Genomic DNA, 17,072 nt, shown 5'->3' with positions numbered 1-17,072 from the left:
CCACAGTACCAGGACAACAAGGACCTTGACCAGGACAAAGAACACCACCAGCACATCTCTCCGTCTCAAAGGACGCTTTTGCAAACTCTTCCCTGCCGACACGCTAGCCTCTCCTGTCCCTGAGCCTTGCCTCGAATCTTCCCAGGGCGACCTCGTCAAGGCGCCTCGTCTCTTCCCTTCTGGTATCTTCGAGAAACGCCCGGTGGCGCCTGGACCGGAGGCGATCGAGGACCTTCCGGTCCATCCTGGCCGCCAGAACCTCTTCCTTTTTCGTTTCCACCTGCTTTCTGGCCGTCTCCACGGCCTCCATCTGCCATTCGATCTTTTCCCTGAGAAACCGTATGTAGGCGCTGTATAGGGCCGCCTCCGCGGTCTCCATACCTTGCCTCTGCCGCTCGGCCAGCTCCCTCTGATAGTGTGCCTGGCGATCCCGGAAAAAGGCGAGTCTCTCCTGCTCGCGCTCCATGACCCGCCTCGCTTCGGCCAGTTCGAGTTCCATCTTCTCTTCTCTCTGCCGGCGGAAATCCAATACCTGCTGGAGGTTAAAACGAAACAAAAGCCTACCCCTTCTTCAAAAGAGCCCGGAGTTCTTCCAAGGTCTGTTCAAAGTCCACCCGGTCGTCCACCCTCTGCTGGAGGAACCGGTTGATGGGATCCACCATCTTGATTGCATAGTCTATCTTCGGGTTACTCCCTGCCACGTAGGCGCCTATGTTGATAAGGTCTTCCGATCTGCGGTAGACGGCCAGGGTGGCAATCAGCTGGCTGGCCAGCCGTCTGTGTTCCTCCGATACGGTCTCCTTCATGAGCCTGCTGACACTCTGAAGTACGTCGATCGCCGGATAGTGCCCCTGCGCGGCTAAATCGCGGGAAAGGACGATGTGACCGTCCAGTATGGATCGAGCCGCATCGGCGATGGGGTCGTTGAGATCGTCCCCTTCCACGAGAACTGCATAGAGGCCGGTGATACTGCCACCGGTGTCCGAATAGCCTGCCCTTTCCATGAGCTTTGGAAGCGTGTTGAAGACGGTCGGGGTATATCCCTTTGTGGTAGGAGGCTCCCCCACTGCCAGTCCCACCTCGCGCTGTGACATGGAGAATCTCGTGATCGAGTCGACCATGAGAATCACGTGTTTGCCCAGGTCACGAAAATACTCGGCAATGGTGGTGGCTATGAAAGCACCCCGCATCCTGATAAGGGGGGGCTGGTCGGACGTTGCAGCGACGACGACAGACCTTCTCAGTCCCTCCTCTCCCAGGTCTCTCTCGATGAATTCTCGAACCTCCCTTCCCCTCTCGCCGATGAGGGCAATCACGTTTACGTCCGCCTCGGTGTTCCGAGCGATCATCCCGAGAAGCACGCTCTTGCCCACCCCCGATCCCGAAAATATTCCCAGGCGCTGACCTCTGGCACAGGTCAGAAGACCGTCTATGGCGCGAATGCCCAAGGCCAGAGGTTGTTCGATCCTTGCCCGCTTCAGGGGATTTATGGTTCTGCCGTAGATGGGGTATTCATACCGGCCCGCCACCGGCGGGCCACCGTCGAGGGGATCTCCTCTCCCGTCGACGATCCTGCCCAGGATCGATTCATCGAGGCTGAAAACCGCTCTCCCCTCGAGACTGACGATTTCACTCCCAGGGCCGATTCCACGGATCTCGCCGAGGGGCATCAAGAGGATCCGGCTGTCCCTGAAACCCACCACCTCGGCGGGAATGGGCTGATCCGACCGTTTCGGGTAGATAAGGCACTGGCTGCCCACCGAACTGGCGGGACCGTGGCCTTCCACGATTAGGCCGGTAACTCGCGTCACCCTCCCGTGGACCCGCACCGTTGAGAGTCTCCTCAGCGTCTCGTGGTACTTCTGGAAGTCGATCGATACTGCCATTTCGAATTCCTGAGGGATGCAGCGGCTGCTATTCCCTGCCCGCCCCCTTTTCCGCCTCAGTCGTCCCGTCCCGGCCCGGGGCCGGATGCTTTTCCCCCACCTGCCGCCTCAGCGCCTTCTCCACCTCGTCGAACTGCCGTTCGATCCTCGCGTCGATGGTACCGTAATCACTCTCTACGATGGCCCCGCCCCGGCAGATCGATTCGTCTTTCTCGATCACCAGGTGTTTGATCCCGTCTACGGCCTGGACGATATCGGCCTTGTGGGCATGGACGAAGTCGAAGTCGGCGGGATTTATGGTCACCCGGATCCGCTCGCGGTCCACCGCTTTGGCGATGGCCTCTTTAACAATGCGGAGGACAGCATCCTTCTTGTCGTCCATCTCTCTCTGAACCACCTTCCGGGCAGTGGCCAGAACCAGGTCGACTATCTCTCCCTCGACACGCTGGTAGAACTCCTCCTTCAGTCCTCTCAACTGCTCGGCCGCTTGGGTGAGGCTCTGGACAGCGGATCTGAACATGCGCTCTCCTCTTTCGATACCCGCCTTTTCTCCGAGTCTGAAGGCCTTCTCATAGGCCTCCTTCTCGATACGGTCGATCCTCTCCCTTTCAACCTCCTCAGGCCCGGGGCCTTCACGCTGGGATGCACCAGCGGACTCTTCCCTTGGATCACCCATCCCCAATTCTTCGAAGGCCGGCTGAGCCGGCCTCTCAATGGGACCGTCTGCTGCAACCTCCCTGAGGTGGTAAGGCCTTAAGGGAAGTTCTTCGATTTCACGCCCCTTGAAGATACTAGACAAGGACCTCCTCCTTTCCCCGGCCCCCAACCACGATCTTTCCTTCCCCCTCGAGCTTCAGGGCGGCGCGGGTTATGGCCTGCTGAGCCTTTTCCACGTCGGACAGCCGGGTGGGCCCCAGGGCCTCGATATCCTCCCGGAGCATTTCCGCGGCTCTTTCCGACATGTTCCTGAAGACCTTCTCTTTGATCTCATCGGTTGCGGCCTTCAAGGCAAGAGCAAGTTCCTGGCTGGTGATCTCCTTGAGAATCTCCTGCATCCCGCGGTCGTCCACGTTGGCCAGATCCTCAAAGGTGAACATATCCTGTTTGATCCGTTCGGACAGCTCCGCGTCGGTCTCTTCTATCCGAGACAGGATGTTCTTCTCCACGCCTCTGCCGGCCTGGTTGAGGATGTCCGCCACCACCTTGATCCCCCCTATCCGCTTCTCGACGGTACCCACGGACTCCACCTGGTCCTCCAGGGCTTCCGCAACTTCCTTTACCGCGGCGGAAGGCACGGTCTCCAGATGGGCCAGCCTCAAGACAACGTCCGATTGCAGCTCCTCGGGAAGGTCTGAAAGAACCTGCCCGGCCTTTTCCGGTTCCAGGTGAGCAAGGATCAGGGCTATTGTCTGGGGATGCTCTCCCCTGGTGAAATCGGCCAGAACCTTGGGTTCCATCTTTTCGAGAACCTCGAACAACGACCTCTCTTTCTTCTCCTGACGTGCCTGCTCGTCATCTCTGCCCTGTCCCTCCCCTTCCGGCAAGGCCCTGCCACGCCTCTCTCTGTTAACCACGAAGTGGACGAACTCCCCGGTTACCCTGTCGACGAGTTCTCTGCTGACAGGGCCGAGAGCAGCAAGCAGGTCCTGGAGCTTCTTGGCACTGGCGGAGCTCATATTTGCAAGAATCTGCCCTGCCAGATCCTCTCCCAGGGAAGAGACCAGAATGGCCACCTTTTCTTCCTTGGAGAGGCCGGACCCCTTTTCTACTCCAGCCATGCCTCCACCATCCGTGCAAATCTCTCTTGGTCAGCCGTGGCCAGTTCGATCAGTTTTTGACGATTCGGGGATTCCTCCGGGCCGGCAAGACGGGGAACACCGGCCTGGAGTTCTTCAACCCGGTGGGGAAGCATCTGCCGTGCTTCAAGCTCCCCTTGCCTTTCGGTGAGCCACCTCACCATGGGTCTCAGGATCAGAACGAAGAAGAGCACCAGAGAGAGGAGCGTAACAACGTGGCGGATGAGGCCCGACAGGAATCGCTGTCTCTCCAGCCCGACCCAGGGGTCCGGCTGCTCATCCCCTGTGGTCATCCTTTGAAAGGAGATATTGGCCACCTCCACTTGGTCGCCCCGGTCCGCATTGTATCCCACGGCTTTCTTCACGATGCTCTCGTAACGTTTCATCTCCTCGGCCGTCCGGGGAACATACTTGGAAACGATGCTGCCGTCCTTCCCTTTCACCTTCTGATATGATCCGTCGAGCAGGACAGCAACGGAGAGCTTCTTGATCCGGCCGGTGGGTTGAACAATCCGTCGGGTCTTGCGGTTGATCTCGTAGTTTATGGTCTCGTTGATTTTCTGGAAGCTTGAGGAGCCCGCCGTCCGGACAGGTCCCTGCCCAGGGGGGACGTTTGAGCGCACACCCGGAATTCCCGATGACCCCGGATATCCACCCCTGGTCTTCTCCTCTGACCGCTGTTCGCTTCTCACCACAGGCGCCTCCGGGTCGAAGGTCTCTTCGGTCTCCTCTATCTGTTTGAAATCAAGATCCACCGAAGCCCTGACAATGGCCCGATTCGGCCCCAAGGCTTTCTCCAGCATGGACTGGACCCTCTTCTCGAGGGCACGCTCCAGGTTGTTCTGAAACTCCAGTTGGGACTGGCCCAACCGGGCCAGAGGGTCCGAGTCTCCTCCCTCCGAGAGGACACGCCCCTCGGTGTCGACAACGGTGATGTTTTCCGGCCTGAGCCGCTCGGCACTGCTCGCGACGAGATGTATGATCCCCCTGACCTGGTTGAGATTGAGACTTCTCCCCTGTTTGAGTTTGAGGATCACCGAGGCTCTGGCATCTTCCTGGTCTTCCACAAAGAGGGACTTCTTGGGAATGGAGAGATGGACCCTGCATGTCTCAACCTCCGGGAACTCGGTGATCGTCCTGGAGAGTTCTCCCTGGAGAGCCCGCTGGTAGTTCAGCCGCTGAACAAACTCGGTCATCCCGAAGTTCGTCTTGTCAAAGATCTCAAAGCCGACCCCTCCTCCCTCGGGGAGCCCGCCGGCCGCGAGCTGGAGCCGGGTTTCATAGATCTTGTCCGAGGGAACAAGAATCGAATGGCCGCCCCCTTCCAAACGATACGGGATCTTCATCTCCTTCAGCTTTGAGACCACACTGGCCGCGTCCTTCTCGGAAAGCTTGGAATAGAGAAGACCATATTCCGGCCTATTGGCCCAGACACCCAGGAGAATCACACCGATCAATCCTCCACCTACCACGAGGACGAAGATCACCCTCTGGATAGGAGAAAGGCCCTTGAAGCCATGGGTCAATCGACTGAAGAACTGCCCTGGTGAAGCCATCGTCCGGTCCCGCCTTCAGGCGCCTCCTTACACGTTCATCCGCATCACCTCGTGGTAGGCTTCGAGGATCTTGTTCCGCACCTGGAGCATGAGCTTGAAAGAGATCTCGGCCTTTTCCAGGGCGATCATGGTCTCATGGATGTTCTTGGTCCCTCCCACGGTCAGTTCCTCGATTGCATGGTCCGCGGCTCCCTGGAGCCGATTGACCTCCTCGATCGACTCCTTGAGAATCTGCCCGAAGGACTTCTCTCCTCTGGCAGGTTCCTGCCCCCTTTTCAGGGGCTTTCCAGCCACTGTCTGGGAGGGATGAATCCTCATCTCCTTCATGACGCTCCACTCCCCTATCTTGCTATCTCCAGGGCCCTCAAGGCCATGCTCTTGGCCGACTGGATGGCCGTCACGTTGGCCTCATAGGACCGGGTGGCCGATAGCATGTTGACCATCTCTTCGATGACATTGATGTTTGGAACGGCCACGTACCCCGAGGCGTCCGCATCGGGGTGGCTCGGGGCATACAGCCTCTTGGGTGGTCTCCGGTCCGTCACAATGTCGACTACCTCGACCTCGGATAGCCGCCCGTCCAGGGCATGCCTGAACGCTTCACCGAACGAAGGGGACAGGGGAACAGCCCGGAAGACCACGTCCTGCCTCCTGTACGGCCCCCCCTGAGCGGTCCGGGTCGTCTCCACGTTGGCGAGGTTCGAGGCTATCACGTTCATCCTAACCCTCTGGGCAACAAGACCAGACGCGCTGATGTCCAGGGAATCAAAGAAGTCCATTGCTTCTACCTCCCCTCTCGGATGGCATCTTTGAGATATCGAAACTTCTTTATCAACATCTGAACCGTGGCCTCATACATCAGGCTGTTCTCGGCCAGCTTCACCATCTCCCGGTCCATATCGACGGAGTTCTGATCCATCCCCATGGACACCGGCCTTCCGACTTCGATTCGACCGGCCACGGACAGGGGAGACAGGGCAGAGGAGATATGCCTCGGATTGGTCTTGACAAGTGCAATCCCCTTTGAGGAGACCCATGCCTCGCGGAGTTCCTTCTCAAAGGCCAGGTCCAGAGCCCTGTAGCCTGGGGTGTCTCCGTTGGCGATATTGGCGGCAAGTATCTCATGGCGGGCCGACCGCAGATTGAGAGCCTCTCTCAGAAGTAAGATGGTGTTGTCAAAAATATCCATCTCTTTCTCCGTGTACCTATCCGTCCCGGTTCTCGATGCATACCTCGTGCCTCCTCCTGGATCCGGTGTTCCGCGGGTCCGGAAATCCCCACTTCCGGGATAGCAATCGACATACCAAGACGGCCGGCGGTCAACTCACGACAACGACTTCCAAGGGCGGCTCCACGCGCCGTAGGCCCCAGGGGCCGCTCTACAACATCTATAAGTGTAACCATTTGCAATTTAAGACTAATCTTCTTCTACGACGATTCCGCCCGTGGTCTACCGGCCTTCCTCCCCCGCAACGGATCGCCCGTCCCCAGATTCCTGTAGGCTCCGACCCGGCTCCTTCTGGGGTCTTCTCCACCTTAGGCTAGGCAAATTTTTCCCCCTTCTCACCTGCCTCGGCCCTGTATTCGTTCAGCTTGTTTCTCAGCGTCCTGATGCTGATACCCAGAACTTTTGCCGCACGAGTCCGGTTGCCTTCCACCTCCTCCAGGGTCTTGAGGATGAGCTGTCTCTCCATCTCCTTTAGTGTCGAACCCACCGGTACCCCACGCGACTCTGTCCGCGGTTTCACGGTCCCGTCGAGAAAAAAGTGTCTCGGGTAGATAACCCCGTCTTCGCAGACGAGAGCCGCCCGTTCAACAAAATTCTCCAACTCCCTCACGTTGCCCTTCCAATCGTATTTGAGCAGCAGAGCCCGGCCCTCCTGGGATATGACGACCTCTCTCCTCGGCCCGCCCCTCTCGGCTATCTTCTTCAAAAAGTGATCCACCAGCAGGGGGATGTCCTCCTTCCTCTCCCTGAGAGGTGGAAGAGTCAAGGGGATCACGTTGAGCCGGTAGAAGAGGTCCTCTCTAAACCTGCCTTCCGCTACGGCCCGGTGGAGATCCTCGTTGGTGGTGGCGATCACACGGACATCGATACTGATAGGTCCCTTTCCACCGATGCGATCCAGCTCGAACTCCTGAAGGACTCTCAAGAGCTTTGCCTGGAGTTGAAGGCTCATCTCCCCGATTTCATCGAGAAGGATGGTCCCGTGGTGGGCCATCTCAAACTTTCCGATTCTCTGGCTCACCGCTCCGGTAAAGGAGCCCTTCTCGTGACCGAAGAGTTCACTCTCAAGAAGGTTCTCGGGAACGGCCGCACAGTTTATCGCCACAAAGGGCTTGTCGCGTCTGGGACTGTTTTCGAAGATGAATCTGGCCAGGAGTTCCTTTCCAGTCCCGCTCTCCCCTTGAATCAGAACGGTGGCGTTGCTGGGAGCGATGTTTCTGGCCAATTCCAGGAGCTTCTGCATCTCTCGGTTCTGAGTCACAATAGTCCGGCTCTTTGACCGGACCGAACCGAGTGTGCCACGCCCCTGTTCCGCTCCCCGTCCCTGAGTGGTCATCACCCGTTTCACAGCCGACTCCAGGTCTTCATAGGAGAAGGGTTTGAGGATGTAGTCCGAGGCACCCTCCTTCATCGCATCTACGGCGTTCTGAATCGTTCCGTAAGCCGTCACCATGATGACCGGTGTTCTCGGAGATATCCGCTTTATCTCCCTGAGAACATCGAGACCGTTCATTTTCGGCATCTTCACGTCCGTGATGACCATATGGAACCGGTCCGTCCTGAACTTCTGAAGAGCATCAAAGCCGTCCGCCGCAGTATCGACGGCGTATCCCCCCCGTCTCAGCGCCTCGGAAAGGGCCAGCCTCATGCTTCCTTCGTCATCCACAACGAGAATCTGGTTTTTTTCCATATTCACACAGCTCCTCTATCCGCTTCTGCGTCTCTCCCGCTCAAAGGGAAAGTCATTACGAAGTTCGCCCCCCCATGCTTGCCTGGGGCAACACGAACCGTCCCCCCGTGGGCTTCCATGATGTTATGGACAATTGCCAGGCCGAGGCCGGCCCCTCGGTCGCGGGTTGTGAAAAAGGGATCGAAGATCCGGGACTGAAGCGCTTCCGGAATACCGGGGCCCGTATCTGAAACTCGCACTTCAAGGATATCGGCGGGGGGAGAATCGCTCGGTTCGGGCGTCAGGATCTCTACCTTCCCTCTGATCAACCGCGTAGAGACCTCCATGGCCCCCCCGTGAGGCATGGCCTGGATCGCGTTGAGCTGAAGGTTCAGAAAGAGCTGTTTCAACAGCTCCGGGTCTCCCCTCAGGAAGATGGGCCCCGTGGAGAAGTCCTTCTTGAGTTCTATCCCGTTCTTCTCCATCACCTCACTCATCTCATCCAGAAAATCCGAAAGAAACTCGTGGAGATCGATATCGGTCCAGGCAGGTTCAAGGGGTCCACGAAAGAAGTAGAGAAGGTTGGTGAGAACCGTGTTGAGTGTTTTCACCCCGTTTATCAGGTGTTCGGCCATATTCTTCCGCTCACCCTCCAACTCCCTTCTCAGGATGGATGCGAACAGTTCGATGCTACCCAAGGGATTTCGAATCTCGTGGGCGATCCGGGCCGCCATTTCGCCCATTGCATTCAAACGACTTGTACGCTGTGCTTGCTCCTCCAGGGCCTTGAGCCGCTCGATATCCTGAAGCACGATCACCCGTCCCGATATCGCACCCTGTGAGGATCTCATGGGCGAGGAGGAGAAACTGATCTGTAACGGTGTGCCGTCCTTTTGTGTGATTTCGGTCTCACAGTTGCACCGCTGTGCCGGATTGGCCATGATCCTTCTGAGGAATTTCCTGAATGAATCGTTGAAAACGCCGAGCTCGGACAGATCCCTGCCCATGATTTCGCTCGTATCATAGCCGGTGATGATCCGAACCGCGCCGTTTCCTCTGGTTACCGTGCCCGATCGATCCAGAACGATGACCCCGGAATCGAGACTCTCCAGGATGTTATGGAGATAACCCCTCACCTTTTCCGTCTCTTCGAGGTTTCTCTCGAGTTCTCTGTTTTTCTCTTCCAGGGCTCGGTTCAGGGAGCGGACCCTCTCCTCCAGATCCTGATAGGACCTTTCGAGTCGTGCCGTTGCCGTGTTGAAGGCGGAAAAGGCCGCCTTGAGGAGCCGGATCCCTTCAACCGGAGCTGCTGACCGCCCCAGGGCTCTTCCGGTTTTCTCTTCTCTCTCGAGTGCCTCCACTACCTGTCCCTTCACTTCTTTCCCGCCGGAGCCACAGCCTGGCCGAGCCGCGCCAGGTAAGGGCCGTCCTTTGCCTCAAAATCCGCCTCTCCTGCAGCCCAGTCGGCCAGTCTCGCCCAGAGAGAATCGGCTGATCTCTTTTTCAGGTCCTCGAAGACCTGCCTCATCATATCCAGGTCGCCCCTCTTTCGGAGGGTCTCGCCCAACCGGTAGAGCGCCCAGTCGGCCCTTCCCTCAGGGGATGAAAGGGCCACGATCTTCCGATAGTATTGCGTCGCCGTGGACATCCTCCCACGGTCCTCATAGTAGGTGGCCAGGCGAGCCAGACTCTCTCCGAGTGGTCCCTTTGCCCAGACCTGCTCTCTGAAGGGCCACATGGAGCTGACTGCTCTCTTGTAGGCTTCGATGGCCTTCTTCTCATTTCCCACGGCCATAAGGGCCTTTCCCATGTTGGCATATACCCTCCCCGTGTCAGGCCCGCCTCCGGCTGCAAGAGCGAGGCGATACCACCTGACGGCGCTGCTGTAATCCCCGGCTCCCAGGCAGAGATCGCCCAAAAGCCTCTCCACCCGGGGGAGATAGGGGCTTTTCGGAAAAGCCTTCGGGAAGGGTTCAAGTACCCTCAGGGCGGCCTGCCTATCACCTTTTTCGAAGAGGATCCGACCCATCTGGAAAAGAACATGATCCCCGGCCACACGGTCCGCCTTTCTCACACGACGGTAGACACCGAGGGCATCTTCCAGAAGACCGAGCTTGCGATAGCTCTCTGCCACCAGGAGGAGTCCCCTCTTGTCCCTGTTTTCCTCGCTGTCCAGGAAATCCATGTGTTTCCGGTACAATCGAATCACTCCAAGATACTCACCTCCGCCATAGTGGTCCTTGATGAGGGAGTTCAGACAGTACGAAAGAAGCAGTGACACCCTCCGCCTGAGCTCATCCGGCTCTCTCTGGGACATGATTCTCTTGAGCCCGGCCACGGCCCGTGCCGGATTCCCCCCTCTCACAAGGGCCAGGGCCTGTCGATACGTCACCTGGTCGGCAAGTTTCATATCCTTGCAGTGATCCAGGAAGTCCTGGTACACACCCACTGGGTCCTTGTAAGCCTCCTCACAGAGTGGAGGCCATTTCAACCCGGGCTGGCTGAGTCTCAAGTCCGCAAGGTACACACGCTCCATGCCATGGGGATCGTCTCGGCCGTAGTTCTCCCACAGGAGCAGGTTCACCCTGAGGGCCTCACCGTATCGGTCTTCGTTGAGATAGGACTTGGCAATGAGCCGCATCATGGCCCGCGCTTCTTTGCCCTTCGGATCGAGATTCAAGGCCTTGAAGAGAATCCCCCTGCCCCTCCGGAATTCTCCGTTTTCCACGAAAGTCCGACCCGCAAGAAACAGACTGTCCGTCGGGTAGAAAGACAGATCGGGTGACTCCGAAAGAACCGCACCGTATTGGAGACGAGCCCCTTTCAGGTCGCCCATCTTGTACAGGCAGTCTCCCACTCTGAGAGAGGCGATGCGACCATGGATCGAACCAGGCTGTCTCCTGACGAACTCCTGGAAGATCTTCTTAGCCTCCTTATACTTGCCCGTCTGGAAGAGACACTCCCCCTGCCAGAAAAGGGCCTCCGGAGCTGCGGGGTGGTCGGGGTATTTGGATAGAAAAAGCCTGTACTGGACCGCTGCTTCATGGAAAAACCTCACCCTCCGGTACGCAGTGGCGATTCTGAGAAGGGCATGGGGCACAAAGCTCGACCCCGGAAAACTCCCCACCGCGTCTCGGTACGCCTGAACGGCATGGAGGTACGCTTTGCCCCCCTTCCTCTCCGCCTTGCCGAAGCTACAATCGGCCTTGACAAAGGCGAGGGTTTCAGCGAGGGGAGACAGCGGATCTTTGGGCGCAATACCTGAGAGGATCCGCTCAGCCCGTGAAAAGTCACCCTTTTTCAGACTCTCCAGAGCCCTGAAGTAAAGGCTCCGCTCGTCGGCTTTCATCTCACTGAAATCGGGGGGATAGACCGGCCCTATCCGGACAAAATCCGGAATATCCTGTGCCGAGGCACGCAGAAGTCCTCCACTCCCTTCATCCTTCCCGGCAGGCTGGCCCTTCTTCTGTCCTCCCCGCATGCCACGGGCGGACTCTCCCCGTCGAGCCTCCGGACCCCGCTCGACCTTCTTCGATTCTCCGGTCCCTTTTTTTCTCACCTTGGCAGAAGTAGAGACGCTCCTGTGCGGAAGCGGGGAGACCGACTTTCCCCGGAGGTAGAGAACCGCTCTCGGCGGTGTTTCATATCGATAGAAAACCCAGTCGACAGACGGGGTCGCCAGGCGGATCTCCACCTGAACCTCCCTGCCTTTTCCGGGCAGAACCTCCACTCCGCTGATCAGCCCCTTTCCCTCGGCCGGGGGCGGGACCGCGAATCCCTCCACGGATCCAGGCAATCGGACGACGAACCGACTCCTTTGGAGATCCGGGACCACCGCTGCCTTCTTGGGTTCGGCACAGGGGAAGACAATCCGGGTGAAATCCCGCCGGTTTTCCACCCGAATCTGAGCCCGAAGAGGAGCGGATTCCGCCTGCCCGGATCCTCCCTCTCCTCCAAGGAAGAGGAGAAAACCCAGCAAAAGCGCAACCATCAATAAACCACGGTGTCTCTCTCCGTTGAATCTTCCCACTGGAAGGCCCCTTTCACACGGCTTTCTGCCGGGCGACACGGGCCTAATCGAGCAAAAACAGTGCCACGGAAGGCCCCCTCTCTTTGCGCCACAATCCATTGAAATCAAGACCTTTTGAATCTGTGCCGGTCCCGCGGGCCAGGGGGTCCCGTCAAATTCTCACATTACTTCAGTCATTTGTTTGACAGGAAAATTGGAGAAAAACGATAGAAAAGACGCAAAGTAGGTGAGAAACCCGATGTCCAGACGGAAAACTGCCAATTATCGGCAGAAAAAGCCAAAAAATGTCATTCAAGAACTAGGCACGGGTGAGATTGATCTTCTTCATCTTCTCCACCAGGGTGGTCCGGTTCAGGTTGAGAAGCTTGGCCGCCTTGTTCTTTACCCAGTTGGTTCTGTTGAGGGCCTGAAGGATAAGCTCCCGCTCAAATTCCGTGATCGCCGTATTGAAAGATATACCGTTTTCGGGGATCTGGATCCTGGGATGGAGGGACCTCGGAGTCGACGCCAGCACCTTCTCGGACAGGTCGGCAGGCTCGGTGATCCCCTCACCCTTGAGGATCACGATCCGTTCGATCATGTTCTCCAACTCCCTCACATTTCCGGGCCAGTCATAGTTCTGGAGAAGCTCCATGGCTTCAGGAGAGACCCCTGTGATGTTGTGTCTATTCTTGGCATTGTACATCTGGAGGAAGTGGTTGACCAAAAGGGGGATATCAGACTTCCGCTCCCTCAACGGGGGAAGTTGGATCGGGATTACGTTGAGCCTGTAAAATAGGTCTTCCCTGAACTTCCCTTCGGCCACGTTCTTCTCCAAGTCCTTATTGGTGGCCGCGATTACCCGAATGTCCACCTTGATGGTCTTCATCCCCCCCACCCTTTCGAATTCATGCTCTTGGAGCACTCTCAGCACCTTGACCTGTAGGGAGGGGCTCATGTCACCGATCTCGTCCAGAAAGATTGTTCCCCCGTTTCCAAGTTCGAATCGGCCGATCCGTGTCCTCGTCGCTCCGGTGAAGGCACCCTGTTCGTGGCCGAAAAGCTCGCTCTCGAGAAGTTCTTCGGGGATGGCACCGCAGTTGACAGGAATCAGCGGTCTTTCCCGCCTGTCGCTGTTGAAATGAATGGCCCGGGCGATCAACTCCTTCCCGGTCCCGCTCTCTCCGTAAATCAGAACGGTGCTGTCCGTAGCGGCGATCTTCTCCACCAGACGGAAGACTTCCTGCATCTTCTCGCTGTCCCCGACGATGTTGTCGAATCTGTACTTCCGTTTCAGCTGGCGGCGAAGCATCTCGTTCTCCAGGGCGAGTTTTCGATGTTCCAAGGCTCTGTGGACGACGATGCTGATCTCCTCGATCTTCAGGGGTTTGGTAATGTAGTCGTAAGCCCCCAGCTTGACCGCCTTCACCGCCGTGTCGATGGAACCGTACCCCGTAAAAACAATGGCGACCGTTTGAGGGTTGATCCGCCGGAGACCTTCAAGAACCGCCAGGCCGTCGGCCCTTGGCATCTTCAGATCTGTCAAGACCAGATCGAAATCCATCTCTTCGAGGAGTTCAAGGGCCTCCTGCCCGTCGTCGGCCGTCTCCACGTCGAAGCCCTCGACCTCCAGAAACTCCTTCAGAAACTCTCGATTCCTCTCTTCATCATCAACTACCAGCACTCTCTCAGATCCCATGAATCTCCCCTGTCCAGGATGCTTTTCCGCTGAATGTTAGAATAGTGACGTTCCCCGTCTTTGTCAAGACAGAGATGGACGAATTCGTCAAAAAATTGACCATCAGGGACCTGAGGGAAATAGAACGGCCGGGTCTCTAAGGTGGGTTCTCTCCGGTCTCTCTCTTCAATTGGCGCCGGCGGGGTAGGCAATAATCCCCTGTTTCTTCTTGCGGTAAAGCGTCCTGGGGTTGATCCCCAGGATTTGGGCTGCCATCTTCTTGTTACCCTTGGTCTTTTCCAACACCATCAGGGTGTACTGGTTTTTCAGTTCCTCCAGTGTGATCATGTCGTTGAAGGCCCGCTTGATCAGGTGATGCCGGCCCTCGACGATCTTGACAGGGAGGTCTTCCTTGTCGATAAGGCTGTTCTGTGTGATTACCACTGCGCGCTCCACAGCGTTCTCCAGTTCCCGCACGTTTCCCGGCCAGTCATACTCGGTCAAGAGCTTCATCGCTTCGGCGGTAAATCCGTGGATTTCCCTGCCCTCCTGTCTGGCATACATCTTCAGAAAATGCTGGGCCAGAAGAGGAACATCCTCGGGCCGGTCTCTCAGATCGGGCAGGAAAATCGGGATCACATGAAGGCGGTAGAACAGGTCCTCCCTGAACTGTCCCTGCCGGACCTTCTGCTCCAGGTCCTCATTCGTAGCCGCTATGAGGCGCACATCTATCTTGACCATCTCATTGGATCCCACCCTCCGAATCTCCTTTTCCTGAAGGACTCTCAAGAGTTTTGCCTGGAGGGCCATGGATGTATTCCCGATTTCGTCGATGAAAAAGGTCCCACCCCTGGCCTCCTCAAACATGCCGATCTTGTGATGGTACGCGCCGGTGAAGGACCCTTTGACATGACCAAAGAGCTCACTCTCAACGAGGCTGTCAGGAATGGCACTGCAGTTGAAAGCCAGGAAGGGCTTGTTTCTTCTGGGACTGTTGAAATGGATCGCCCTGGCGACCAACTCCTTGCCCGTACCGCTTGAACCATAGATAGTCACCGTGCTCTTGCTTCTCGAAACCTTTTCGATGAGTGAGAAGACGGCCTGCATGGCCTGGCTCTGACCGATTATGTTGCAGAAGCTGTATCTCCGCTTCACCTCCTGGCGGAGCTGCACATTCTCCTCCATAAGGGCCTTGACCGTCAAAGCCTTGGAAACCCTGACCAGGAGTTCTCCGCTGTTGGCAGGCTTGGTAATGAAGTCCGCCGCTCCGATTTTCATGGCCTCCACGGCCGACTCGATGGTCCCATATCCCGTCATGATGATGACATTGATATACGGCCGGATTTCCTTTACCCGCCTCAGGAGTTCCATCCCGTCCATTCGGGGCATCATAAGATCGGAGAGGATGAGATCAAAGGGGGTCTCCTGGATCTTTTCCATCGCCTCTACGCCGTCCTCCGCGGTGTCCACGGTGAATCCTGCAAAGGCCAGGGTATCGCGTATGACATCCTTCACATCAACGTCGTCGTCCACAACGAGAATCGATCCCTTCCTCGCCTCCTTCACTTCGGACTTGCACCTCCCCTTCCGCAAACCTTTCTTTTACGGCCTCAACCCTATGCTATACATCGGAAGGCGGCGACGAATCTAAAGGAGAAATTCCCTGGACTTTGCCCGCCTCTTCCGGTATCCTAATGGAGAACTCTTCGGGGAGTGGCGCAGCCGGGTAGCGCGCTTGCTTCGGGAGCAAGAGGGCGGGGGTTCAAATCCCCTCTCCCCGATTTGGAAGCCGAGACTGATCCAAGACGGGAGGGCCGCTCTGAAAGGGGGCGGCTTTCCTGTTGGGGTGTCTCTATGGAACTCGACGACGGGTTGGATGATGCCGCTCGGGGCGGAGAGACTGGTATTTGACAGACTGTATACTATATGTGGTATTCTAAATCATCCCCAGGTTGACTCGCCGGCGGTCGAAAAGGGTCGAGGGCCAACATGGCGGGGTTTCTGGAGGTGACTCGTCTCGCCGGGAGGAGCCTCCCCCGAGAGGGCAAAGGCTCACTGCTTGAAGCCAAGCGGGCTTTGAAAGGCGTGAAAAGGACGTATAAAGAGGGGAATAGCATCTTCCAGCAGGGACTGACTCGTACCGGATGTGACAATGGTGGACCACATAGAGGCTGAGACCCTAAGCGAAAAGGCCTATCAGGCGATCAAGGACTCCATCTTGCACAATGAGATGCAGCCTGACGAGGTTCTATCGATCACCGCCCTGGCAAGAGAGTTGGGGATCAGCCAGACCCCTGTTCGGGAGGCGATTTCCAGATTGAGTGCCGACGGGCTGGTGAGCTATGAAGCCCACAAGAGGGTGCGTGTCGCCACGCTCACAGAAGAGAACGTCCGCCAGGTCTATGAGGTCCGGATGTTGCTGGAACCCTATGCGGCCCGACTGGCGGCTGGATCCATCGCCGGGAATCCCCGGCTCATGAAGGATTTGCAATCCCTCAAAGCGAGGGCTGAAGCGATTTGCCGGAAGAGACTGGACCTTGTCCCGTACGATGAGTATCTACAAATCGATCTCAGGCTGAACGAGATGCTCATGATGGCCGGAGGCAACCTGCTCCTTTCAGAGGTACTGATGTTTGTGGGTTACCGTTCGCTGCGGATAAGAACATTCGCAGAAGCGGGTTACAAGAACCGGCCGGACCCGAGGATCCATACCATCACCCGGGAGCACCTGGCGATAATGGAGGCGATCTTGGACGAGAAACCACATGAAGCCGAAAACAGAGTGCGCCGTCATCTGAGAAACGCCGAGGTCAGGACCATTCAAGCCATCGAAGACAGGCTAAGGTCTCAACATGGCGATGCCGAGTCGGTCCCAGCGGACATCTGAGGTCAGCCGCCACTCGCAAGAGCCCCGACTGTGGAAAGTTTCAAAAGTCTCACCGGATCTGTTCTCATCGTTGATACGGCCAGGCGCCGAGTTTCCATGATCGAGGAAGGTCCCGGGACCCACCCTGGTTTCCTCCGAAGACGAACGCTCAGCCGGTTTTACCTGTTCACCCGTTCGGTACCAGCCACCTCGTCCCTCGATCCGGAGAGTCCTCTTGCATTTGGTGCGCGTCTTCCAAGCGACACCGCTGCTCTCAAGGACAAGACATTCCTGTGACGTCGAGCGATAAGAGGCGGCCGAAGATCCGACCCGTGAAAAGGGAATTGGAGTCCATGCTCTACACAATCTAATCACCCGTTCATC

Annotated in this window: 14 protein-coding genes and 1 tRNA gene; 2 read left to right on the top strand and 13 right to left on the bottom strand. The window is 57.3% G+C overall.

The features are described from left to right. Positions 1–103 precede the first annotated feature (103 nt). The 13 genes from fliJ to JRJ26_06465 all read right to left on the bottom strand — a co-directional run bounded on the left by fliJ (position 104) and on the right by JRJ26_06465 (position 15,388). On the bottom strand, positions 104–556 hold the full coding sequence (fliJ, locus tag JRJ26_06525; protein ID MBW2057133.1) for a flagellar export protein FliJ: 453 nt from the start codon (positions 554–556) through the stop codon (positions 104–106). Between the two features lie 4 nt (positions 557–560). Continuing rightward, positions 561–1,886 (bottom strand): FliI/YscN family ATPase, encoded by a 1,326-nt coding sequence (locus JRJ26_06520; protein MBW2057132.1) that lies wholly within the window; start codon positions 1,884–1,886, stop codon positions 561–563. Positions 1,887–1,914: 28 nt separating this feature from the next. Then, positions 1,915–2,685, bottom strand: a complete 771-nt coding sequence (locus JRJ26_06515; protein MBW2057131.1) for a hypothetical protein — start codon at positions 2,683–2,685, stop codon at positions 1,915–1,917. After that, the gene (gene fliG / locus JRJ26_06510) at positions 2,678–3,664 is read right to left on the bottom strand and encodes a flagellar motor switch protein FliG (protein ID MBW2057130.1); all 987 of its coding nucleotides are present in this window, start codon (positions 3,662–3,664) and stop codon (positions 2,678–2,680) included. Before fliG ends, JRJ26_06515 begins: the two co-directional genes overlap by 8 nt. Next, positions 3,652–5,238, bottom strand: coding sequence for a flagellar M-ring protein FliF (gene fliF, locus JRJ26_06505; GenBank protein ID MBW2057129.1), 1,587 nt, complete (start codon positions 5,236–5,238; stop codon positions 3,652–3,654). The genes fliG and fliF overlap by 13 nt, the downstream gene beginning before the upstream one ends. 27 nt (positions 5,239–5,265) lie before the next feature. Beyond that, entirely contained in the window at positions 5,266–5,556 is a 291-nt protein-coding gene (fliE, locus tag JRJ26_06500; protein MBW2057128.1) for a flagellar hook-basal body complex protein FliE, read from the bottom strand. A 23-nt stretch (positions 5,557–5,579) separates the two neighbouring features. Next, the gene (flgC, locus tag JRJ26_06495; protein ID MBW2057127.1) at positions 5,580–6,017 is read right to left on the bottom strand and encodes a flagellar basal body rod protein FlgC; all 438 of its coding nucleotides are present in this window, start codon (positions 6,015–6,017) and stop codon (positions 5,580–5,582) included. 5 nt (positions 6,018–6,022) lie between these two features. Beyond that, on the bottom strand, positions 6,023–6,427 hold the full coding sequence (gene flgB / locus JRJ26_06490) for a flagellar basal body rod protein FlgB (GenBank protein MBW2057126.1): 405 nt from the start codon (positions 6,425–6,427) through the stop codon (positions 6,023–6,025). 352 nt (positions 6,428–6,779) lie between these two features. Beyond that, positions 6,780–8,156, bottom strand: a complete 1,377-nt coding sequence (locus tag JRJ26_06485; protein MBW2057125.1) for a sigma-54-dependent Fis family transcriptional regulator — start codon at positions 8,154–8,156, stop codon at positions 6,780–6,782. 2 nt (positions 8,157–8,158) lie between these two features. Further along, positions 8,159–9,496 (bottom strand): PAS domain-containing protein, encoded by a 1,338-nt coding sequence (locus JRJ26_06480; GenBank protein MBW2057124.1) that lies wholly within the window; start codon positions 9,494–9,496, stop codon positions 8,159–8,161. Between the two features lie 11 nt (positions 9,497–9,507). After that, positions 9,508–12,165, bottom strand: a complete 2,658-nt coding sequence (locus JRJ26_06475; protein MBW2057123.1) for a tetratricopeptide repeat protein — start codon at positions 12,163–12,165, stop codon at positions 9,508–9,510. A 298-nt stretch (positions 12,166–12,463) separates the two neighbouring features. Beyond that, positions 12,464–13,843: a sigma-54-dependent Fis family transcriptional regulator gene (locus JRJ26_06470; GenBank protein MBW2057122.1), complete on the bottom strand. Its 1,380-nt coding sequence runs from the start codon at positions 13,841–13,843 to the stop codon at positions 12,464–12,466. Positions 13,844–14,008: 165 nt separating this feature from the next. After that, positions 14,009–15,388: a sigma-54-dependent Fis family transcriptional regulator gene (locus JRJ26_06465; GenBank protein MBW2057121.1), complete on the bottom strand. Its 1,380-nt coding sequence runs from the start codon at positions 15,386–15,388 to the stop codon at positions 14,009–14,011. Positions 15,389–15,529: 141 nt separating this feature from the next. Here JRJ26_06465 and JRJ26_06460 point away from each other — a divergent pair. Together JRJ26_06460 and JRJ26_06455 are read left to right on the top strand one after the other, a co-directional pair. Beyond that, positions 15,530–15,603, top strand: a tRNA-Pro gene (locus tag JRJ26_06460). 371 nt (positions 15,604–15,974) lie between these two features. Next, entirely contained in the window at positions 15,975–16,709 is a 735-nt protein-coding gene (locus tag JRJ26_06455; protein MBW2057120.1) for a GntR family transcriptional regulator, read from the top strand. Positions 16,710–17,072: the final 363 nt, after the last annotated feature.

Source organism: Deltaproteobacteria bacterium (genome assembly GCA_019308905.1).
Classification (GTDB): Bacteria; Desulfobacterota; BSN033; order WVXP01; family WVXP01; genus JAFDHF01.
This window is presented reverse-complemented; position numbering and strand designations above follow the sequence as displayed.